General features: G+C 39.2%; 20 protein-coding genes, 1 tRNA gene and 1 pseudogene. 16 read left to right on the forward strand and 6 right to left on the reverse strand.

Features of this window, described 5'->3' with window-relative positions; all coding sequences use genetic code 11:
- The first annotated feature begins 80 nt into the window (after nt 1-80).
- The gene (locus V7K25_RS26105; RefSeq protein WP_335162003.1) at nt 81-1,355 is read left to right on the forward strand and encodes an MFS transporter; all 1,275 of its coding nucleotides are present in this window, start codon (nt 81-83) and stop codon (nt 1,353-1,355) included.
- 38 nt (nt 1,356-1,393) lie between these two features.
- Here V7K25_RS26105 and V7K25_RS26110 read toward each other — a convergent pair.
- Nucleotides 1,394-1,467, reverse strand: a tRNA-Arg gene (locus tag V7K25_RS26110).
- A gap of 34 nt (nt 1,468-1,501) precedes the next feature.
- Between V7K25_RS26110 and moaC the strand changes: the two genes are divergently transcribed.
- The 4 genes from moaC (at nt 1,502) to V7K25_RS26130 (ending at nt 3,289) form a co-directional block, all read left to right on the forward strand.
- Entirely contained in the window at nt 1,502-2,002 is a 501-nt protein-coding gene (gene moaC, locus V7K25_RS26115) for a cyclic pyranopterin monophosphate synthase MoaC (RefSeq protein ID WP_335162005.1), read from the forward strand.
- Nucleotides 2,003-2,102: 100 nt separating this feature from the next.
- Complete coding sequence (locus tag V7K25_RS26120; protein WP_335162007.1) at nt 2,103-2,360, forward strand: hypothetical protein; 258 nt, start codon at nt 2,103-2,105, stop codon at nt 2,358-2,360.
- A 119-nt stretch (nt 2,361-2,479) separates the two neighbouring features.
- Entirely contained in the window at nt 2,480-2,788 is a 309-nt protein-coding gene (locus V7K25_RS26125) for a DUF3181 family protein (protein ID WP_335162009.1), read from the forward strand.
- A gap of 285 nt (nt 2,789-3,073) precedes the next feature.
- Nucleotides 3,074-3,289 carry an acetyltransferase gene (locus tag V7K25_RS26130; protein WP_335162011.1) on the forward strand — a complete coding sequence of 72 codons (216 nt, stop codon included), beginning with the start codon at nt 3,074-3,076 and terminating at the stop codon, nt 3,287-3,289.
- 357 nt (nt 3,290-3,646) lie between these two features.
- Here V7K25_RS26130 and V7K25_RS26135 read toward each other — a convergent pair whose 3' ends face one another.
- From V7K25_RS26135 to V7K25_RS26145, 3 genes are all read right to left on the reverse strand, one after another.
- Nucleotides 3,647-4,129 (reverse strand): ABA4-like family protein, encoded by a 483-nt coding sequence (locus tag V7K25_RS26135; RefSeq protein WP_335162013.1) that lies wholly within the window; start codon nt 4,127-4,129, stop codon nt 3,647-3,649.
- Between the two features lie 231 nt (nt 4,130-4,360).
- A complete protein-coding gene (gene cobW, locus V7K25_RS26140; protein WP_335162015.1) occupies nt 4,361-5,401 on the reverse strand; it encodes a cobalamin biosynthesis protein CobW in 1,041 nt (346 codons plus the stop codon).
- Nucleotides 5,402-5,926: 525 nt separating this feature from the next.
- Nucleotides 5,927-6,643: a biliverdin-producing heme oxygenase gene (locus V7K25_RS26145; protein ID WP_335162017.1), complete on the reverse strand. Its 717-nt coding sequence runs from the start codon at nt 6,641-6,643 to the stop codon at nt 5,927-5,929.
- 698 nt (nt 6,644-7,341) lie between these two features.
- Between V7K25_RS26145 and V7K25_RS26150 the strand changes: the two genes are divergently transcribed.
- The 11 genes from V7K25_RS26150 (at nt 7,342) to V7K25_RS26200 (ending at nt 20,006) form a co-directional block, all read left to right on the forward strand.
- Complete coding sequence (locus tag V7K25_RS26150; RefSeq protein WP_335162019.1) at nt 7,342-8,166, forward strand: PIG-L deacetylase family protein; 825 nt, start codon at nt 7,342-7,344, stop codon at nt 8,164-8,166.
- Between the two features lie 259 nt (nt 8,167-8,425).
- On the forward strand, nt 8,426-9,295 hold the full coding sequence (locus V7K25_RS26155; protein WP_335162021.1) for a hypothetical protein: 870 nt from the start codon (nt 8,426-8,428) through the stop codon (nt 9,293-9,295).
- Nucleotides 9,296-9,664: 369 nt separating this feature from the next.
- Nucleotides 9,665-11,134, forward strand: a complete 1,470-nt coding sequence (gene glmM / locus V7K25_RS26160) for a phosphoglucosamine mutase (RefSeq protein ID WP_335162023.1) — start codon at nt 9,665-9,667, stop codon at nt 11,132-11,134.
- 232 nt (nt 11,135-11,366) lie between these two features.
- Nucleotides 11,367-12,134 carry a glycosyltransferase family A protein gene (locus V7K25_RS26165; protein ID WP_335162025.1) on the forward strand — a complete coding sequence of 256 codons (768 nt, stop codon included), beginning with the start codon at nt 11,367-11,369 and terminating at the stop codon, nt 12,132-12,134.
- 36 nt (nt 12,135-12,170) lie between these two features.
- A complete protein-coding gene (hpsL, locus tag V7K25_RS26170; protein WP_335162027.1) occupies nt 12,171-13,826 on the forward strand; it encodes a hormogonium polysaccharide biosynthesis protein HpsL in 1,656 nt (551 codons plus the stop codon).
- Between the two features lie 9 nt (nt 13,827-13,835).
- Nucleotides 13,836-14,993 carry a glycosyltransferase family 4 protein gene (locus V7K25_RS26175; RefSeq protein WP_335162029.1) on the forward strand — a complete coding sequence of 386 codons (1,158 nt, stop codon included), beginning with the start codon at nt 13,836-13,838 and terminating at the stop codon, nt 14,991-14,993.
- A 137-nt stretch (nt 14,994-15,130) separates the two neighbouring features.
- Nucleotides 15,131-16,111 (forward strand): hormogonium polysaccharide biosynthesis glycosyltransferase HpsN, encoded by a 981-nt coding sequence (gene hpsN, locus V7K25_RS26180; protein WP_335162031.1) that lies wholly within the window; start codon nt 15,131-15,133, stop codon nt 16,109-16,111.
- Nucleotides 16,112-16,163: 52 nt separating this feature from the next.
- Nucleotides 16,164-17,339 carry a hormogonium polysaccharide biosynthesis glycosyltransferase HpsO gene (gene hpsO / locus V7K25_RS26185; protein WP_335162033.1) on the forward strand — a complete coding sequence of 392 codons (1,176 nt, stop codon included), beginning with the start codon at nt 16,164-16,166 and terminating at the stop codon, nt 17,337-17,339.
- 3 nt (nt 17,340-17,342) lie between these two features.
- Complete coding sequence (gene hpsP / locus V7K25_RS26190) at nt 17,343-18,515, forward strand: hormogonium polysaccharide biosynthesis glycosyltransferase HpsP (protein WP_335162035.1); 1,173 nt, start codon at nt 17,343-17,345, stop codon at nt 18,513-18,515.
- A gap of 580 nt (nt 18,516-19,095) precedes the next feature.
- Complete coding sequence (locus V7K25_RS26195; RefSeq protein WP_335162037.1) at nt 19,096-19,734, forward strand: peroxiredoxin; 639 nt, start codon at nt 19,096-19,098, stop codon at nt 19,732-19,734.
- Between the two features lie 116 nt (nt 19,735-19,850).
- Nucleotides 19,851-20,006 (forward strand): hypothetical protein, encoded by a 156-nt coding sequence (locus V7K25_RS26200; protein WP_335162039.1) that lies wholly within the window; start codon nt 19,851-19,853, stop codon nt 20,004-20,006.
- Here the strand turns inward: V7K25_RS26200 and V7K25_RS26205 are convergent.
- A pseudogene (locus tag V7K25_RS26205) lies at nt 19,958-20,137 on the reverse strand (transposase); the annotation flags it as partial. The gene V7K25_RS26200 and the pseudogene V7K25_RS26205 overlap by 49 nt on opposite strands.
- A 22-nt stretch (nt 20,138-20,159) precedes the next feature.
- Nucleotides 20,160-20,855, reverse strand: coding sequence for a DUF305 domain-containing protein (locus V7K25_RS26210; RefSeq protein ID WP_335162041.1), 696 nt, complete (start codon nt 20,853-20,855; stop codon nt 20,160-20,162).
- Nucleotides 20,856-21,039 lie beyond the last annotated feature (184 nt).

Here is a 21,039-nt window from a genome sequence, read left to right on the forward strand (position 1 = left end):
ATAGTTAAGGGTAAATACTGATTGACTTTAGACAAACCACAAAGGACAAATGACAAAAACCTCGTTAAATAGCATCTACCTTGAAAGCATTTAGTACCTTTGATGCCGAACTGCGGCGCAACCTGCTAATTTTATTTACAGCAGGTTTATTATTCTGGTCAAGCATATCTTCGCTCTTACCAACCCTACCGCTTTACATCGATCATGTCGGCGCAAGCAAGCAAGAAATTGGGATTGTCATGGGTAGTTTTGCCATTGGCTTATTGCTATCTCGCCCAATGCTGGGACGGTTAGCCGATGAACGTGGTCGAAAAATTACCTTATTGATTGGTACGATAGTAGCTGCGATCGCACCCTTTGGTTACTTGGCAACCCAATCTCTTGGGTTATTAATCCTGGTGCGGATTTTTCACGGACTTAGTGTTGCCGCTTTTTCCACTGGTTACAGTGCCTTAGTCGCAGATTTAGCTCCCACTGAAACTCGTGGCGAAATCATTGGTTACATGACCTTAGCAACTCCCCTTGGTTTAGCAATTGGCCCTGCCTTGGGTGGGTATTTGGAAGCTACAAGTAGTTACGGGATATTGTTTCTCTTCTGTGCCGAATTGGGTTTTGTCGCTCTCTTGGAGATTGTACAAGTCACAAATCCACCAGTGCAGACACAACAGCAAACAGAGGAAAACGATGTCTACGAGGGGCTACGCCTACGCAACTTTTGGCAAATTTTGGGCAGTCCCCGGGTAAAAGTTCCAACGATAGTTATGTTGTTGGTTGGTTTGTCCCTTGGTGCTGTACATACTTTTGTGTCGTTATTCCTCAAATCCACTGATGTAGACTTCAATGGCGGACTGTTTTTTACAGCTTCGGCAATTTCTAGTTTTAGTATCAGGGTATTTGCTGGTAAGGCAAGCGATCGCTTTGGTCGTGGTTTGTTTATTAGTTTTGGTATTTTTTGCTACGTTTTAGCGTTAATACTGCTGTGGCAGGCTCACAGCGCGATGTTTTTCTTACTGGCTGCGATCGCTGAAGGTGCTGGTGGTGGTACACTCATCTCGATGATGGTCACGATGATGGCAGACCGCTCACTCCCACAAGAACGGGGTCAAATTTTTGCTATATGTATAGCTGGACTTGATATGGGAATTGCGATCGCTGCTCCTCTTCTAGGTATCATAGCTGAACGGGTAGGCTACCGCGATATGTTTGGCTACGGTGCTGCGATCACTTCTATTGCACTTGTCCTTTTCCTCACCCAGTCGAGCAAAAACCTATCCAACTCCCTGCGCTTTGCACTAGGTCTAGCTCCAGATGCCTACGCCTTGAACAACCTAAAACTTAGGAGTGAGGAACTTTAATTCCTCACTCCTAACTTGCAACTCTTAACTTTTAAAAACGGGCGAGGAGGGATTCGAACCCCCGACACCGTGGTCCGTAGCCACGTGCTCTAGTCCACTGAGCTACACGCCCTCACCGACAATCTATATTAACACGTTCTAACTAAATGGCGCAAGATAATTTTCCATCTAATTTTGCCAACTTAACCCATTTAGATCGCCAAGGACAGGCACAGATGGTAGATGTATCTGATAAAACACCCACCATCCGTCAAGCAGTAGCTGCGGCCAATGTGCGGATGCTACCAGCCACCTTCGCTGCCATTCAAGCCGGAAATGTCCCAAAAGGCGATGTGTTGGCAACTGCAAGATTGGCTGGGATTATGGCAGCCAAGCAAACATCTACTTTAATTCCTCTGTGTCATCCGTTGCCTTTGCAAAAAATCGCAGTCGAAATCATACCCGATCCCCAACTACCTGGTTATCAAATTCAAGCCACAGTCAAAACCAAAGCTGAAACTGGTGTCGAGATGGAAGCTTTAACTGCCGTTTCTGTAGCTGCCCTGACGTTATACGATATGGCAAAAGCCTTAGAAAAGTCGATTCAAATTGAATCAATTCGTTTAATCAGTAAGACTGGCGGTAAATCAGGAGATTATTCACCTTGACTTCGAGTTCAATTATGACTGGTTATAAGGGTCTAATAGCAACCACTGCCACAAAAACCTTAGAATGAATAGGGTGTATTTAAATCTGTAACAAATATTTATGCCTCCTCGTTGGCCTCGCAAACCCAATCGCAAAGACCCTGATTACCGCAAGATCGATGACAGAATGAATTTTGCCGTGCATGTAGCGATCGCTGCTACTATCAATTCTGGCTTGTGGTTTTACCACATTTTGAAAGGCACTACTTGGGAGTGGTTACCTTGGGTGACTTTAAGTTGGACAGGAATAGTGTTGGTGCATCTGATTTATATTAGTGCGATCGCTAACTACACCGAAACTCCGCCAAAATCCACCTGAAGATGGATTACTGATGCTGGGGCGATTGTAACCTCTGGTAGTAGGATTAGGCTGTTAATTGAGCCATAATGTAAAAAAGCCTGAGATTTCGCACTTTTTCTTAATGTAGGGTTCTTTTTATGGCTAAGACTAACACCACAGAACTACTAGAAGCCCTTGCAGCTGAAATTGGCGAAAATGTCTATATAGATGTTGCCAAATGGCATCTTTATTTATCTAATGCCAAACTGCATACAGTTGTTGCCGAGCAACTGTATCCCTTAATTACTTCTAACGCTGTTAATGAAGACCGGGTTTTACAAGTCTTGGGATCGATTCCAGTAAAAATTGGCGGCGGGAAACGTGAGATTCCCTTAATCGATTTACTACCCGTGCAATGCCAAGTGGCTTTAGTAGATATTTTGGAAAAATATCTACGTGATTTATAATCGCTAAAACCAAGATTGTTTTAGTTGGAAAATTTTATTAATTAGCATTCCCTGATTCGATTTTAGCTTTGAGATTAAGTATATTATTGCTGTGTTTATTTTATAAAAATGAACTCTACAGATACACACAGATGAATCTTGTGTAATTTATGTGTGGATATCTGATAAAAATTTCCTTTAACAATTAAGGAATATCCGCGTTCAAAATCGGTTCACATTTGAGCGAGGCGAGTTTATCTTAAAACTCGCTTTGAACATTCATGCAAATTCATTGAGGCAATTTCTATGCTTTTACAAGTCAAAGATAGTGGCGAATTGGTAAAGATTGTTGAGATTCAGGAATTAATTGACCCGAATAATGATGTTGTTCACGCAAAAGACCAAGAAGGTCAAGAAGAACAGCAACCTGAAAGTTTTAAAAAAGAAAATCTCGTTTTTCCTTCAGGTGAAGTTTTACCACGTTGTTGGTTAGATGCCGACTATAAACACAATAACGGTTAATTATTTTCAAGTCACTTGAGTTTGACGGTTCATGTAGTAATTTTCAAGGTGATTTGTTTGTAGCAAGCGGCTCCAGCCTTGCTTTTATGCAACTTAAATGCTGATTAGCTTAAAGGCAAACTGATTTCCTAATTATCAATCTACAGATACCCGGCTTCTTTAAGAAGCCGGGTATCTGGCTTTTCACAAAGAATTTCTGATTATATATAACTTAATACGCTTGGGTTAGCGCCAAAAACCTTGAAATGTGTCGATTGTGGTTGAGGAACGAAACCCAACATTTTCAGGGCTTTGTTGGGTTGCGCTTTGCTTAACCCAACCTACAATTTTCCTTAATCCAAGCGTATTGATATATAACTATGTTCTAGATGATGATGCAGCTTTTTCTCCTACTGTCACCGTTTCATTCTGTTGAAATTTAGGGAAAAATGTCTTAACAATCCAGTCAGTCAATATGTGAGATAGTAATCCCATAGGGCCAGCAAACAAACACAGTGCAAGGGAGTGAATTGTCCAAATACCTGTTTTTTGCCCTTCCCAATAAATCCAGCGACCAACAAATAAATCCATCACTAAAAAATGAATCCAACCCGTTGCAGCAGCCGTTTCATCTGTAAAAAATCGAGCAATATCGGCTAATTGGGGATTCGATAAAGCTTGGGCATTCTCTGGCGTAATACTGTTGATAAACAAATACACATACGCCCCAGCTAACAGCACAAAAGGCAAATATGATGACATAATCTGCCGTGTAACTTTCCAATTTGGCAATAAAATCATCAACGCCCAAAAAGGTAATACGAAAAGATTAGCAACGTTAAATAGTTGGGAAATCGTCATATTTTTGCAAAGTGAAGAGTGAGGATTTAAGTTAGGAGTTAAAAGTGGAAAATTAAGAACTTTAAGTTATTATTGTTTTTTATTTGGAATTAACTAATACATAATAGCGGAATAAATTTACCATTCTAAGTTGCTCCAGCCACGTAATAATCGATAGGCAAAGGGCAAAATTAATTTGTTAAAGGTAGGCAAACTTCCGCCGTGCTGTACTAGTTATTCCTAACTCCTAACTTACAAAGCTACAAGTTGTGATTCGATTTCTGAAGACTTCAAATCACGTCCGATGAAAACTAAACGGGTTTGCCTGGCCTCTTCGGGTTTCCAGGGGCGATCATAAAATTTATCAAATCGGGTTCCCACACCTTGCATCACTAAACGCATGGATTTATTTGGCACTGCCACAAAACCTTTAATCCGGTAAATTTCTTGTTCATGTGCTAATTTTTCCAACTGCTGTTGCAGCTTTTCTGGGTCAAATGTACGATCCAAAATTAAATTAGTTGAGATAATTTCTTCGTCGTGATTGTGGTCTTCTTCGGTATCATGATGGCTGGGGCGAGAATCTAAATTGTCTTCGACTGCGGCTTGGAATCCTAATAATATAGATGCATCTAGTTGCGAACGATCGCTCTCGACTATTTTCACCACTCTGGGCAATTCTTGCTTAATCAATTCCTCAACTCTGGCTTTTGTCTCGGCATCTACTAAGTCAATTTTATTTAACACCACTAAGTCTGCACAAGCAAGTTGGTCTTCAAATAGTTCTTGCAAGGGTGTTTCATGTTCTAGACTATCATCTGCTTGGCGCTGGGCTGCGATCGCCTCTGGATCGCTAGCAAATGTCCCTGCTGCTACCGCTGCACAATCTACCACGGTAATCACCGCATCTACAGTAGCAGCGTTGCGAATTTCTTGCCAGCGAAAAGCCTTTATCAATGGTTTTGGCAAGGCTAAACCAGAGGTTTCAATCAAAATGCAGTCGATGCTATCTCGCCGCTTGATTAATTCTTGCATCATCGGGTAAAACTCTTCCTGTACGGTGCAGCATAAGCAGCCGTTAGTTAATTCAAAGATATTAGTGTCGCTCTCACCATCTTCCGGGCAAACTTGACAGGATTTTAACAATTCGCCATCAATACCGAGTTCGCCAAATTCATTGACTAAAACGGCAATACGCCGTCCTTGATTGTTTTGTAGCAGGTGGCGAATTAGGCTGGTTTTTCCACTACCTAAGAAGCCTGTAATTACTGTGACAGGAATTTTTGTTGCCATTATTTAATTAATTGTGCCTCTTGATATTTTCCCTGATCGCTGCATTTCGTCAAGTAATTGCTCTTGAAGCCAATAAATAGGTGTATTGATGAAGAGATATACAGAATGTTACTACAGCACTCATACAACAGCAGAAACTAGATGAAGCTTTAGCTATTTGCCATCAAGTAATTGAACTTAATTATCACATTACAACCTGTTTAATTACTGGTCAAGCAATATATGACAAGCATGCGTTTTCCTATGTTATAGGATGCTTTTTGGCAATTCGCTGCTAAAGTTCAGCCGAAGCCACTATTTGGTATTTACTACTTACTAGGTAAGTATATATTATTTAACTACAGCGATAAAAAAAGAAGCGATCGCTGCTTTTCAAGAAGCACTTAGACTGAATCCTGGTCATCAAAACGCAGCACAATACCTTCGCTAACAGCAGTAGGAGCAACATCCCCGCGATCGCCTGATTTGATTCAGGTGAACCCAGGAAGCTTGCCCCTAGATTTACAAAATTTTACTTAATAAAGTTTACTCAGCAGTGACAAGTTCAGTACTGCCGCGTGTACGACGCCGTGTGAGGCTATTGTAAAGCATTACTCCAATCGCCTTGACTAAATTGCCTTCCAATTCTTGGAACATCTTCATGTTTACACCAAAGGCGGAGTTAGCTTCATCAACGATGCGCTCAGTTATAGCATCGTCGAGGGGTAATTCATCCAAAACTTGACGATATTTGGCTTTGAATGCCTTCTCGTCAGGAATTTCTGGGAACTCATAAAAGGCTGTTCCTTGTCCATCAGACAAATTCATCGCCGTTACAGCAATATTTTTGAGAATTTGTCCCCCGGATAAGTCACCCAAGTAACGAGTATATGAATGAGCGATTAACAGTTCCGGTTCTGTGGCAGATATTTCTCGGATGCGCTGTACATAAGCTTCACCTGCGGGAGATAGCTTGATTTGCTCCCTCCAGTTAGCACCAAAATAATAACTTAGGTCTTGCTCTAAGGTATATTTGCGGTTTAGCTGGGGAAAATTAATTTTAGAAAGAATTGGGTGCTGGCGATGCTTTTCCATTTCCTCTTCCATCGCTGAGTAGACGAAGTAGAAATTAGCAACAAGTTTCCGGTAAGAGTTTTTCTCGACTACTCCTCTTAAAAAGCACTTGACAAAACCTACATTTTCTGCCATTGTGTGGGCTTTTTTAGTGCCTACACGTAATTTGGTTGCTAAATTGCTGCTCATGCTAAATTCTCAACTTTTAAAAAGTTAACTGCCAAAGTTCTAATTCACTAACGACTAAATAAAGCCATTAAAACGTTACCTTAAAACTATTTGATGAGAATTTATATTAAAATTTTTTAAGTTGTAATTAAAATGTATTATTTTATACATCGCTTGTCTAAGGAAATAATTGCCCTGTATCCATGAAAATTACTTCCCCACCATTGCCCATTCTCTTTTTTCCAGTCATAAAATCAGCTTTTGTATTTCCAAAATTATGAAAGCAATAACACGCAACAGTAATGTAGATTTTTAAATTAAGGGAACTTCATACTCAAACAAAACATCTCTTAATCCTCGTACTAACTCTATCCAGATGAATGCCTAGATAATAAATTAACGAGTTTTTATTATTTCAGTGTTTATCTCAAAAAATCAAAAGTTAATACTAATTTAAGTACAGATACTGAGGAGCATACAATATGCAAGTGATATATTACAAATAGATTAGCTGAGGGAAAAACGTATATTTTCATTATTAATGATGTATTATACAGCAGTTTTTATCTCAGTGATTTACTTACTGTAATTCTCAAATATAGACATAGAAACTGTTTTACCTGTGACTACTGATATATTAATAATTATGCTGTAACTACCCAATAAATTACATTTCAACCTTTGAACCAGTTAATTCCAATAAATATTACATAAACAATATGGGAAACATTTTAAATCGTTTAAATGTTAGTTTGCACAACAAGCTATGGCTGTTTAATTATCGATTGCGAGAACTTCAGATCCGGCTACAGTTCTACTGGCTTTTGTATCAAGGTAGTCAACCACTAAATGTTAGCAATAAATCGCTGATTGTGTTTGCTCCTCATCAAGATGATGAAGCACTGGGCTGTGGTGGAATTATTGCACTCAAGCGAGAACAAGGTGTACCTATTAAGGTTGTTTTTGTCACAGATGGAGGGGGTTCCCATCAAGGTAATCCCAAAATTAGCCGCTCTGAAATTATTCAAATTCGCAAACAAGAAGCACTGACAGCTTTAAACATTCTGGGTGTTGATTCAAAAGATATTCACTTTCTTGATAAATCTGATGGCTCACTACACAAGATGACAGAAGCTGAACAGCAGCAAACCATTGAAGAAATGGCGCAATTGTTGCATACATTTCAGCCTCAAGAAGTTTACGTAACTCACAAAAAAGATCGGAGTCGAGACCATGAGATTACTTATCAACTTGTTAAGACCGCGATTGTTAAAGCTGGAGTGAAGGTTGATTTGTGGGAGTATGCCATTTGGTTGCTTTGGAAATCCTTACTCTTTCGGGATCTGAAGTTTGACGAATTGGCAGGTGCTTATCGATTATCTATTCACACAGTGCAATCCAAAAAAAATGAGGCGATCAAAACCTATCGTTCTCAATATTTACCTATAGATGCTGAATCTAGCGCCGTACTACCTCCTGGTTTTCTCTGGCGCTTCTTCTTACCGCATGAGGTTTTTTTCAAATCAGAATTGCCAAAGCTATAACTTTCTCCTTTGAAACTGGAGAAAACGAAATTTTTTTTAACATTGTTTGAATGAATAAGGCAAAATAAATTAGTGGGAAATTCGGAAGAACCCTTTTTTGTTAATCACTAAATCTTAGATTTAATGTGGTTTTTAGCCAATCATTGATTGCTGCATAGCTAAATTCTTGATGTGTTTTTTACATTAATTAATAGCTTGCGCCAAAAAATACCTAATTTCAAAGTCCCTAATCTCTTTATTTAAAAATAACAGGAAATCAATGATTCAATCAGAAAAAACCTTTTGCTTTTGTACTTTAGCACTAGGCAAAAAATATAGCGCTCTTGCTTCTTTGTTAGCAAAAGATATAGAAATATATTCCCCTAACACTTCTTTTATTATTTTAACCGATCATCCTGAAGAATTTAGTAAACATTCTCATGTTTTAGTCTTTAAGCATGAACAAGAGGGTGTTAAGTGTTACCACGATAAAAGATTTGCAATTGCAAAAGCTCTGTCACTCTTTAATTCATGTATATTCATCGACTCAGATATGCGAATCTTGGCACCAGTGCCAGAAGATATGCAATGGCTGCTAACACCAGGAATTAGCGCTAGAGCTTGTATGGATATGCCAAAAAAATTTACTAAAGTTCTTACAGGAAATGCTAGTAGTAAATTTGTCAGAGAATTTACAGTTGTTAAAAATGCAACAAAAGTTCTTAATTTGGAAACAAGTTGGAAAGATATTAGTTTTGTTCACGAGTACTTATTCTCAGTCACTAAAGATGCAGGTAAAGAAATTGAGTTCTTGCAACAATGGGATATGCTTGCTAATTTCTTTGAGCTAAATGGAATTTATGAAGGTGAAGGGAGTGCAATAGGTTTAGCTGCTTATAAAGCTGGACTGGCAGTTAGATGGAGTGAGATGGAAGGCATTTCATTTTTCAATAATAAAATTGAGTTAGTAAAAATTAGCAAGGGTCAATCAAATAGGGATGAGATTTCTCAGTATTTTGAAGATCACGAAAAGATTTTATACCCTAAACGCTCTTTGATGAGCAAAGCTATAGATAAACTTGGAAAAGCAATTATGCATTTTTACAGAAAAATGCGGTTCAAAATTGTTCGCTCTTCTTTGTTAGACTGATATCTGAACACTGTTATCCAAGTTGAAAAATCAGGTTTTTAGGCAAAAAATCTAGGTTCTTGGCTTCGCAATTGCAAGAAACTCAATTTTCTTTTAAAACTACCTTTGAGAGCATCCCATTAACGCGATCGCTATCATATCGCCTAGCATGAAAAATACGAGTTCCGTTAAATAACAGTTTCTTATAGATTTAGATCAGAACTTCAAAGGGAACTTACCCTACGGAATGCTACGCGAAGGTTTGTTTAGCCACTAATTCCAGTCGTTCGGTTTTGTGGTTCAAGATTTGAGAAAAAGTTTTCTGTCAAAATTGTTAAATCAAGTGTTAAATGCTATTTTCTAGTGTGATTGTGTGGAGTATTGAAACAGATGGTTTCATTTATAACTCGGACACCGGGCATTCCGGGGGATTCTGCTTCTAAAATTGACGGATTAGGGAAAGGGATTGAGAGCAGTTTTGAACTAAATTTAATCCAATTACCAGCAAATCCCTTATTTGGCACAGATGGGATTCGGGGACGAGTGGGAGAATTACTGAGTGCGCCCCTAGCATTGCAAGTTGGTTTTTGGACAGGGATTGTTTTACGTAACCATGCTACTCAAGTAGGGCCAGTCATTCTCGGACAAGATTCTAGAAATTCCAGCGATATGCTGGCAATGGCTTTGAGTGCAGGGTTAACAGCAGCAGGGCTAGAGGTTTGGTATTTGGGATTATGCCCCACTCCTTGCATTGCCTATCTCACCAGTATCAGTGATGCCATTGGTGGGGTGATGATTTCTGCCAGCCATAATCCGCCAGAAGACAATGGGATTAAAATTTTTAGTGCCGATGGTGGGAAGTTACCCCAAATATTGCAGGCGGAAATTGAAGCCGGACTGCGTGGCAAAATATCACCTATTGCTATCAGTAATTGCGGACGGCATTACTCCCGTTTCGAGTTAGTAGAGCATTATAGCGAGGCGTTGAAAAAACCCTTGAACAGTGCCACAAAGCTCCAGGGGATGAAGATTGTTTTAGACTTGGCGTGGGGAGCAGCAGTCGGGTTAGCACCAGCAGTATTTACAGAAATGGGGGCAGACGTAATCTGCTTGCATAACGAAGCAGATGGCGATCGCATTAATGTTAACTGCGGTTCCACGCACCTAGATATTCTTGCAGCCACAGTACAAGAACACAACGCCGACATCGGCTTTGCCTTTGATGGCGATGCCGATCGCGTCTTAGCAGTAGACAATAGTGGCAGGCAAGTTAACGGCGATTACATTCTCTACTTGTGGGGACGCCACTTAAAACAAAACCAACAATTGCCAGATAACCTGATTGTATCTACAGTCATGGCTAACTTAGGCTTTGAGAAAGCTTGGCAAAAAATTGGTGGTAACTTAATTCGTACCGCAGTCGGCGACCAATACGTACAAGCCGAAATGTTGCGGACTGGAGGAATGCTGGGCGGCGAACAATCAGGTCATATTCTTTGCCGTCATTATGCGGTAACTGGAGATGGCTTGTTAACAGCATTACATATAGCAGCTTTGGTGAAAGAGGCGGGTGTTCCCTTTAGCGAATTAGTAGATCAAAGCTTCCAAACCTATCCGCAATTGTTGCGAAACGTGCGAGTTGTCGATCGCGATCGCCGTTTAGGATGGCAAGATTGTCAACCTGTACAAAAAGCAATCGCTCTTGCTGAAGCTGCAATGGGTGATTCCGGCAGAATTCTGGTTCGCGCCTCTGGTACAGAACCAGTAATCAGGGTTATGGTAGAAGCTGCCAATGCTGAACTTACCAACTACTGGACAAATGAATTAGTTTCAAAAGTTCAACAGCATCTGATGGACTAAATTAGCTATTATCTCAGCTTTTAAAAGCGCCAATTTTACGTCACAGCTTCTACGAATGACCAAGCCTGGTTAATTTGTAGAAGCTGTGACATTTGTATCTGCATTGTTAGATCGTGACCGACTTATTAATTGTCAATAAAACTCACCGCGTCAAGATAATCAGTCCTGGCGTTACTCTGAACGTGTTATTATTTATTTCGAGATTCTTAGCTATATGTTCTAAGATAATATTATGCTTATTTTTGTTATCCCACTCAAAAGTGCAAAAGTTTCCAATTCCTGGGAACGTGTTACACAATTATTTGAAAGATGCATTAAATCAGTTTGCAATCAAACCTCACCTAATTTTCACGTTATTGTTGTTTGTCACGAAAAACCAAAAATAGAATTCACTCATTCTCACATCACATATATTACAGTTGATTTTCTCCCTCCAAACGAAACTAACCCTGTAGCTAAAGGAGATACAGATAAAGGACGTAAAATATTAAAAGGGTTAGTTTATGCTCGTCAATTTTCTCCTACTCACACTATGACAGTTGATGCTGATGATTGTGTTAGTAAAAATTTAGCTAAGTTTATTCAACAATATCCAGATTCTAATGGATGGTTTATAAATAAAGGTTATAAATATCAAGAAGGCAGTAATTACATTTATATTAAAAGAAACAATTTTTATAAGATGTGTGGCAGTTGTAATATTATCCGATATGATTTGAATAATTTGCCTGAAGCCGCAGAATATAATCGTGGCTATGGATACTATAGATATTATATAGACCATGCTAAAGTCAGAGATATTTTAAATAATAAAGCAAAACCTATTAAATCATTACCATTCCCAGGTGCAGTTTATATATTGGACACAGGAGAAAATCTTTTTGATAATTCAAAAAGATTAAAATTTAGCATTTTTAATCGCAAATTATTAAATCAATCAGTTATGGATGAATTCGGATTGTATGACTTACAGCAATCTAGAGAAGTTTGTCAACTATAATATATTTCCCTGAGGCTGATAGGCTACAGCACCATTATGCCGAAAAGACAATCAAAATCCCGACCATCTAAAAACTCGAAAAAGCAGGCTAAAAAGGAAACTTCTACCCTTAACCTCAAAGAACAGTTAGCCCAAAAACGCAAAGCAGCCCAAGCACGTAAAGAACTCACTAGCTTACTCACCACCGCCACCTTTGGCGGTGTCTTCGTTGGCATTGTGCTTTTTTTCGTAGGTGGAATTAAGGCAGCAGTCCCTGGTGTCTTAGGGATAATCATCATATCCCTTTCCTACAAATACCCGCGTCAAGCGCTATATGCCTTCATCATTTACGTACCTATTGGGGGTACTATCACCTACTATTTGGGCAATAGTCCCATACTCCAATTAGCTAAAGATGCCTTTTACATTCCAGCCCTAATTGGACTTTGGCAGACTTGCCGTAAACAGGGACTACCCCTAATTATTCCCCAAGGCATTAAAATCCCACTTTATATTGTTTTGGGTTGTAGTCTGCTCACACTATTATTTGTTAATGGGGGGCAGCAGTTTAACCCGCCTAGTGTCGGATTATTGGAAAAAGCACCCCAAGAAATACCATTAGGTATGGGCATTCTGGGACTGAAAGTATTTTTAGGCTATGTCCCCTTGATCGGTTGTGCTTATTATCTAATTCGTGATAAACGGGATTTTCTATTTTTATCGCGCCTCCAAATTACCCTCACACTGATTTGCTGTGTGCTGGGATTTATTCAATACCTTTTATTACTAACTGGTGTATGTCAAGGCACTAGAGGTCTTGAAGGAAATGCCCTATTTGTCACATCACTAGAAGCCCGATGTTACTTTGGTGGAGCGCTCTTATATAGTCCCGAAGAAGGAGTCATTCGTCTACCAGGGACATTTGTAGCTCCTTGGCAGTGGGCATGGTTCTTAATTTCCAGCACCTTTTTTACCTTTGCCACCGGCTTCACCGATCCCTCCCCAATATGGCGGCTAATCGGTTTGGGTTCTTTAGTGACAGTTTTTATCAATGCTGTAATTTCTGGACAGAGAATTGCCTTAGCTTTAGTACCAATCTGCTTCGGAATTTTGCTATTGCTCACTGGTCAAATTGGCAACTTGAAACGATTTATCCCCATAGGGATAGGACTTGCCCTAGTTCTGGGAATAGCAATGGTGACTAACCCTGCTGTCGTCCAAGAGAGAACCGAGAGTTTTACAGGTCGATGGGAGGCTTCACCACCTCAAGATTTTATCGTTCAGCAATTTAAAGAAAATTGGAAAAACGTAGACGGGCCATTAGGAAGTGGCTTAGGTCGAGCAACTAACTCTGCCCGCGTAATGGGTGAAACTAAGCTAGTGGAAACCTACTATCCCAAAGTACTTTTTGAAGTGGGAATTATTGGAGTGTTAGCTTTTCTGGGTTTGGTCACTAGTTTAACAATTATTGGCTTTAAAACCTATCGCTCCATAAAGAACCGTAATTTCCGCAGTTACGGAGCAGCTTTGTGGGTGTTTATATTGTTTATTAGCTACAACACGTATTACTATCCTCTGGATGTTGATCCGGTTGCTGTGTATTATTGGTTTTTTGCGGGAGTTCTTTTTAAATTGCCAGAACTAGAGAAACAAGATATAGAAGATGCGAACCCTCAGCAAAAGAATAAGAAAAAACGTATAAAAACAATTTAACTGAAAAAAATGGCAAAAGTTATCATAGTAGGTCAAAAACACCTCAGCATTCCAAACTCACCTCGAAATTCTCGGCATATACTCATCCGCCCCAAGCCTTTCCCCGCAGGCAGATATCCTATAGAAAAAATTTGGTATCCTTTAAGCAGCTTTTTTCCCTGGCAACCTATATGGGGAAGATACCAAGCTATTCATTCTTTCAACAAAATTTTATATACAAATAAACCTTGGTTTGTTACCTTTGAGGATCATCGTTTTTTATATAGAAATCCTCAAAATCAAGGTGAAGCTGCAATTTATGAATTATTAAATAATCGATTAGCACTAGAAAATTGTCAAAAACTTATAGCTATCTCAGATTATGCCAAATTGAGATTAATTAAACGGATGGAAGGTTGGAAGATAAAAGAAACAATAAGTAAGAAGTTGGATGTAATCCATCCAAGCTTTCCAGTAAGGGTTAACGAATCGAAACTTTATCAACAACAGCAAAACCTCCAGCTTATATTTATAGGAAATCACATTGCCCGCAAAGGTGGGATTGTTGCTTTAAGACTTGCTAAAAAAGCTGAAAAATTAGGTTTACCTATTACTGTGCATATAATTTCCGATCTGGGGCGTGGTTCAGGAGTCCCGACAGATTTTCCCGATGAAACCAAATATGTAGAGGATTTAAAGTTATTGGATTTAAATAACGTTATCTTTCATAAAAATCTTCCTAATGACAAAGTTGTTGAGTTGTTATCGCAAAGTCATTTTCAATTAATGGCGACATTACATGATACTTACGGCTATAGTATCATCGAAGGTTTTTCAGTTGCAACTCCTGCAATTACAACAAATGTATGTGCTTTACCTGAGTTTATTCGTCATGGCGAAAATGGCTATATTTTAAATTTACCAATTAATGAAAATAGGCACTGGAGTAATTGGCTGTATGAAGAAAAGACTAAAACTAATGAATATTGGGAAATTTTAAACAGCACTTATGATTATTTGGCAGAGGAAGCATTGCAACAAATCACCCAATTTCTTGATAGAAGTGATAAGCGAGAACATTACGAATTTTTAAGTGCCGGAGCGTTAGCTCAAGCGCAAATTGTGCATAACTCTGAAAAGCAAAATGAGTTATTTGATGAGCTTTATGCAGCAGCAGCAAGAGGATAAAGAATTAAAGATAACTTTTAAGTAGTACTTCGGCTATTGACTGACTTGAAATTAAGGCAATAATAGCTTAGTGAAGTAAATGAAAACTAAATTTTATAAGGTTATTATCAGAGTAGAAAAATCACTTAATAAAAATCATGGATAATTGGCCATTTATTACTGTGGTTATCCCGACCTATGGTCGAGAGGAAGCCCTACGGGATAGCATTGTAGATGTTTTGAAACAAGACTATCCAAATTTTGAAGTTTTAGTGGTAGACCAAACTGCAAAACACCAGCCAGAAATTCATGCCTATCTAGAAGAGATGGCGGGGGCAGGTAAAATTAAATGGTTGCGCTTAGATTGGGCAAGTTTGCCAGGAGCGCGAAATTATGCTGTGCGGCGGTCATCTGGTGAAATAATATTATTTATTGATGATGATGTTCAGCTAACCCCAGAATTGTTAGCAGCCCATGCGAAAAATTATCTACAAAATCCAGAGGTGGGGGCTGTAGCCGGACGGGTATTTGACAGAATGAAATTGGGTGATTCTGGAGGAGATTTAGAGATTGAATATCTGCCTCCCCAAGCTATGGACCCAGGAATTGCTTGGTATCATATTGATTTAGTACATACCATCAAACCCCAGCAAGTACTGACAGCGAGGGGTTGCAATATGTCATTTCGCCGTGAAATTTTTACTAAGTACGGACTGAGGTTTGATGAGAGGTTTCGCGGTAGTGCTGTGCGCGAAGAGTCAGATTTTTGTTTGCGGGTGCGACAGACGGGGTATAAAATTTGGTACGACCCAGAGGCCCATTTGGTGCATTTAGGCGAAGAAACAGGGGGTTGTCATGATATTAGTATGCGATCGCTAAAATATCAACTCACCTTTTATCACAACCATTTCCTACTAGGGCTGAAAAACCTCACTGTTACTCAAGCTTTACGCTTATACGCCCGTTTATTTGACTGTCACGTTCTCGGACGCCCACCTTGTAACAAAAGCGGTTCGCCCATCAAAATTGCCACTCGCGCTATTTTCTACACTTTGGGTTTTTTCAAAGCCTTGGGTACTGTAATTCAATCACTATGGAACGATGGTCAAATTTACAGCCGTTTGGATGAACAAGTTTAGGCATTAGTCATTTGTCATTGGTCATTAGTGAATAACAAATAATAAATGAAAAATGAAAATTTTAGTTGCTAGTCACACTTACATCGTAGACCTCAACTGTGAAAAACTACGTGCTTTATCTCAACTAGAACCGGGAATTGAAGTAACAGTTGTAGTCCCAAAGCGCTGGAAACCCGGTGGTGTACAAAATAGAATTATTGAAACTGAATACCGTGATGAAGGCACATTTAAAATAGTTCCCGTTTCTAATCTTAGTCAAAATCATCAAGGACTCCTTACCTTTGGTGCTGATTTGATCTCTTTGTTAAAAGAATTTCGTCCCCAAATCATCCAAGTTGAACAAGGGTCTAGGGGGCTAGCTTATACTCAGATGATTGTCTTAAATCAGCTATTAGGACTCAAGGCAAAAAATGTATTTTTTACTTGGTGGAATTTACCATATAATCTGAAATTACCAGTTGCTTTATTAGAAAAATATAACCTAAATCACAGTCACGGCATTATTTCTGGCAATCAAGATGGAGCAGAAGTTTTGCGGCAACGGGGATATCAAGGGGCAATTAAAGTTATGCCACAACTCGGTGTAGATGAAAGTTTATTTACTCCCAAGGCTCAACCAGAGTTAGCAGCTAAGTTGGATATTAAAAAAGAAGATTTTATTGTAGGTTTTGTTGGACGATTTGTGCAAGAGAAGGGTTTGTTAACGCTTTTGCAAGCCTTAGCAACTTTGAAAAGTAAACCTTGGAAATTACTGTTGTTGGGACGCGGAGAGTTGCAAAGCGAATTAATTAAAATTGCGGCAGAAAACAATATTAAAGAACGATTAATTTTGATAGAAAGTGTTCCCCACGACGAGGTTGTAAGCTATATCAATTTAATGAGTACTTTAGTATTACCTTCAGAAACAAGTCACAATTTTAAAACCTTAACTTCTGCTGGCTGGAAAGAGCAATTTGGTCATGTGCTAATTGAAGCGATGGCTTGCCAAGTTCCTGTGATTGGTTCTGATTCTGGTGAAATTCCCTATGTTATTGGTGATGCTGGCTTAGTATTTCCTGAAGGTGATGCTCAAGCCCTTGCTAATTGCTTAGTTCAATTAATGGATAAATCAGATTTTGCTCATACTCTTGGTGAAATGGGTTATCAAAAAGCAATGATTAAATATACAAATAAAGCCTTGGCTAAACAGCAATTGGAGTTTTATCAAAAGTTAGTCATGAGCAAATAAAAAATGAAAATATTACAAATTGTCCCCTCAATTTCTTTAATTTACGGTGGACCGAGTCAAATGGTACTTGGATTAGCTCCAGCGTTAGTCAAAGAGGGAGTAGAAGTTACAATTCTCACAACTGATAGTAATGGTGATAATGGTCAAACACCTCTAGATGTTCCTTTAAATCACCCTATTAAACAAAATGGTTATGAAATAATTTACTTTCGTTGCGCCCCATTTCGTCGCTACAAATTTTCGCTAGATTTATTAAATTGGCTAAAACGTTATGCTCATGAGTTTGATATAGCACATATTCATGCTCTATTCTCTCCCATAAGTAGTGCTGCTGCTATTGTGTGTCGTCAGCAAAAGCTACCTTATATTTTCCGTCCTTTGGGTACTCTCGATCCGGCTGATTTACGGAAGAAAAAACAATTAAAACAGCTTTATATCGCAATTATAGAACGTCAAAATTTAGCTAGTGCCGCAGCAATTCATTTCACTAGTGAGCAAGAAGCTAAAATATCGGAAAGATTTGGAGTATCTACGCCAGATTTGGTGATTCCGTTGGGTGTGATTCCCCCTCAATCGTCCGTTAAAAATGTATATAGTCAGTTAGAAATACCAGAGGATGTGCCTTTAGTATTGTTTATGTCACGAATTGACCCGAAAAAAGGGTTAAATTTGTTGATTCCGGCGCTAGAGAAGCTGTTAGCGGTTGGTTATAAGTTTCATTTTGTCTTAGCTGGGACAAATCCTCAAGATCCAGATTACGAACAAAAGATAATATCCCAAATTGAAAATTCACCACTGCGATCGCACACTACAATTACAGGCTTTGTCACTGGTGAGTTAAAAATTAGTTTACTACAAGCTGCTGATTTATTTGTCTTGCCTTCCTACTATGAAAATTTTGGGATTGCTGTAGCTGAAGCAATGGTAGCAGGTATACCCGTAGTCATTTCTGACCAAGTGCATATTTGTCAACAGATACGTGATAGCGAGTCGGGTTGGGTTGGTGCAACAGATGTGCAAGCACTAGTAGAGTTACTGCAACAAGCTTTGCAAAATCCCGCAGAACGCCAACGACGGGGATTAAACGCCCAAAAATATGCATTGGAAAATTTTAGCTGGGATGCGATCGCAAAGCAAACAATCCAAGCCTACCAAAAAATTCTCACAAACAAATGAATTTAACCCAACGCAGATAAAAGCAGTTTTTGCCAAATAGTTGCTAGAACCGCTTTCGCAACGATATCCGCAATCACAAAACCAATTCCAATCAACATATAAGTTTTCAGTTGTGCTGAAGATAACACCAATAACCAAAAAAATTAATATCATCATAAGTAATTCAAAATCCAAAAATATTTTTAGTATTTATTCTCACTATTTGTGTTGTAAAAATTAAATTTATAACAGGTTATAAACTGCTGATAATATTACATTTATGCGAAGAAAGTTTCTCTTAATGCTGCAATAATGTGGAAATCTTGCAACAAAATGAGTCTAGACATGCAATGGCTTGTAGTCAGCTATCGCCCTGATACTTGCAATTCTTTATATAAAAAAAACCTGTAGGTAAAACATAATAATTTAAATCATATATGTGTACTTTAGTCAATAGCTTTTATCTCTCTCGTCCCTGATCCGAGAGTACTGATAACCTAAAATTTTGTTTCAAACAGCTAAAGTCCGATTGGGAAATAGGGGTTTTATGTCATGATGGCATACTAGAATATATATGCATTTCAACTACAGGGAATCTCTCATGGCTCTCCGTCTAGGTGACACAGTACCCAACTTTACGCAAGCCTCAACACACGGCGACATCGATTTTTACCAATGGGCAGGTGACAGCTGGGTTGTGCTGTTCTCTCACCCTGCTGATTTTACACCTGTTTGTACAACAGAACTCGGCACAGTTGCCAAGCTAAAACCAGAATTTGATCAGCGCAATGTTAAAGCGATCGCACTCAGCGTTGATGATGTAGAATCCCACAAAGGCTGGGTGGGAGACATTGAAGAAACTCAAAGCACCACCCTCAACTACCCAATTTTGGCAGATGCCGATCGCAAAGTTTCTGAGCTTTACGATATGATCCACCCCAATGCTAATGCGACTGTGACAGTACGATCGGTTTTCGTGATTGATCCTAATAAGAAACTCCGCCTAAGTTTCACCTATCCTCCCAGCACCGGACGCAACTTTGATGAAATTTTGCGGGTAATTGATTCTCTACAATTGACTGATAATTACAGCGTGGCGACACCAGCTGACTGGAAAGATGGAGAGGATGTTGTAATTGTCCCCTCATTGAAAGATCCAGAAGTACTTAAAGAGAAATTCCCCAAAGGTTACGAGGAAATCAAACCCTATCTGCGGATGACTCCTCAGCCTAACAAGTAAATCTGAAAATGATTTCGGATAAAAAGCAAGGGCGCAAAGATATAACTTTGCGTCTTTGTTTTTTGGGGTGAGAATATAGTTAGTGGGCTAGGCATCCGAACCTGGAGGAAATCCCGATGTTTTCATCTCCTTTGGTTTTGCAAATTCCGTCATCAATCCAAATGACAGACGAACAATCTACCGTTAGCGGTGAGCCGGTGTTGCCTGGGTTTATTTTGAATACTTTTACTTTTGACCAACAATTTTCAATTGGTGAAAAATCAAGAGAATAAGGAGACAAGTAGACGAGCTTCGCGCCAACAGCTTCAATAGCTTCTCGGATGCCTGCTACTTTATGAGAACTGAAGTTATCCATGACAACAGTTGCGCCAGGCCAAAGATTTGGAACTAAAACTTGAGTAACACCGCAAAAACCATATTACGAATTACTTGTTGTACCAAGCTTTTCGCCACTGTTGCATTTGTTTAATTTCTATATCTTGGGCTTTAACAATTTCTTGGGCTAATTTCTTGATTTCAGGGCGCTTAGACTTACTTAAGGCATCTTGCGCCATTGTTACAGCCCCTTCATGGTGAGGAATCATCGCATTAATAAAGTGCAGATCAAATTCAGCATCAGCTGCACCTAAGTCTTGACTCATCATCATAGTTTTCATTTGATCGGAAGACATTTCCATCATGTGGCCCATTTGACTGTTGTAAGCCATTGGTTTATCTCCCGCCTTAGGATACCAAGCTTGTCGCCACTGCTTCATCTGAGTGATTTCTTGGTTTTGCGATTTGATGATATTGTCTGCTAATTTTTTGATTTCAGGACGTTTTGATTTCTGCTGCGCTTCTTTAGCCATTTCCACAGCCCCTTGATGGTGCGGTGTCATAGCGTCGATAAATCGTAAATCAAAATTAGCATCGGCTGGGCCTAAATTCATTTCCATACTGTGATTCCTGCCACCACCGTGATTCATCATTTGCTTATCATTAGCATTGGTGGTGGTTTCTTTTGGTGCTTGGCTTTGGTTCTGGGAAGCAGTACTAGTACAACCTGTGATTAACCCACCTGCTGAAGCGATCGCACTCAAGGTTAACGCCAAAAACCCATTCCTCAAAGATAGCAGTTGCATAAATCTTACCTAACAGTTCCCTAATTCTATATTTAACGTGAGTTCGACGAACTTTCTTGAACTTTAATTCAAGTCTTTCCCTCTCCGAGTCGGAGAGGGACAGGTTTTGCGTAGTAAAACCAGGGAGAGGTTTTTATTCGACTGATGAAATCTAAATAACCCCGACTTATTTTGATAAATCGGG

Source organism: Nostoc sp. (assembly GCF_036919495.1).
Lineage (GTDB): Bacteria > Cyanobacteriota > Cyanobacteriia > Cyanobacteriales > Nostocaceae > Nostoc.

Bases quoted from the DNA above. Each gene is read 5' to 3' on its own strand.
- hpsP (WP_335162035.1), top strand. From the start codon at position 17,343: ATGAAAATATTACAAATTGTCCCCTCAATTTCTTTAATTTACGGTGGA.
- V7K25_RS26125 (WP_335162009.1), top strand. From the start codon at position 2,480: ATGGCTAAGACTAACACCACAGAACTACTAGAAGCCCTTGCAGCTGAA.
- V7K25_RS26145 (WP_335162017.1), bottom strand. From the start codon at position 6,643: ATGAGCAGCAATTTAGCAACCAAATTACGTGTAGGCACTAAAAAAGCC.
- V7K25_RS26150 (WP_335162019.1), top strand. From the start codon at position 7,342: ATGGGAAACATTTTAAATCGTTTAAATGTTAGTTTGCACAACAAGCTA.
- V7K25_RS26155 (WP_335162021.1), top strand. From the start codon at position 8,426: ATGATTCAATCAGAAAAAACCTTTTGCTTTTGTACTTTAGCACTAGGC.
- V7K25_RS26210 (WP_335162041.1), bottom strand. From the start codon at position 20,855: ATGCAACTGCTATCTTTGAGGAATGGGTTTTTGGCGTTAACCTTGAGT.
- moaC (WP_335162005.1), top strand. From the start codon at position 1,502: ATGGCGCAAGATAATTTTCCATCTAATTTTGCCAACTTAACCCATTTA.
- glmM (WP_335162023.1), top strand. From the start codon at position 9,665: ATGGTTTCATTTATAACTCGGACACCGGGCATTCCGGGGGATTCTGCT.
- V7K25_RS26200 (WP_335162039.1), top strand. From the start codon at position 19,851: ATGTTTTCATCTCCTTTGGTTTTGCAAATTCCGTCATCAATCCAAATG.
- V7K25_RS26130 (WP_335162011.1), top strand. From the start codon at position 3,074: ATGCTTTTACAAGTCAAAGATAGTGGCGAATTGGTAAAGATTGTTGAG.
- hpsO (WP_335162033.1), top strand. From the start codon at position 16,164: ATGAAAATTTTAGTTGCTAGTCACACTTACATCGTAGACCTCAACTGT.
- V7K25_RS26165 (WP_335162025.1), top strand. From the start codon at position 11,367: ATGCTTATTTTTGTTATCCCACTCAAAAGTGCAAAAGTTTCCAATTCC.
- V7K25_RS26175 (WP_335162029.1), top strand. From the start codon at position 13,836: ATGGCAAAAGTTATCATAGTAGGTCAAAAACACCTCAGCATTCCAAAC.
- cobW (WP_335162015.1), bottom strand. From the start codon at position 5,401: ATGGCAACAAAAATTCCTGTCACAGTAATTACAGGCTTCTTAGGTAGT.
- V7K25_RS26120 (WP_335162007.1), top strand. From the start codon at position 2,103: ATGCCTCCTCGTTGGCCTCGCAAACCCAATCGCAAAGACCCTGATTAC.
- V7K25_RS26135 (WP_335162013.1), bottom strand. From the start codon at position 4,129: ATGACGATTTCCCAACTATTTAACGTTGCTAATCTTTTCGTATTACCT.
- hpsL (WP_335162027.1), top strand. From the start codon at position 12,171: ATGCCGAAAAGACAATCAAAATCCCGACCATCTAAAAACTCGAAAAAG.
- hpsN (WP_335162031.1), top strand. From the start codon at position 15,131: ATGGATAATTGGCCATTTATTACTGTGGTTATCCCGACCTATGGTCGA.
- V7K25_RS26195 (WP_335162037.1), top strand. From the start codon at position 19,096: ATGGCTCTCCGTCTAGGTGACACAGTACCCAACTTTACGCAAGCCTCA.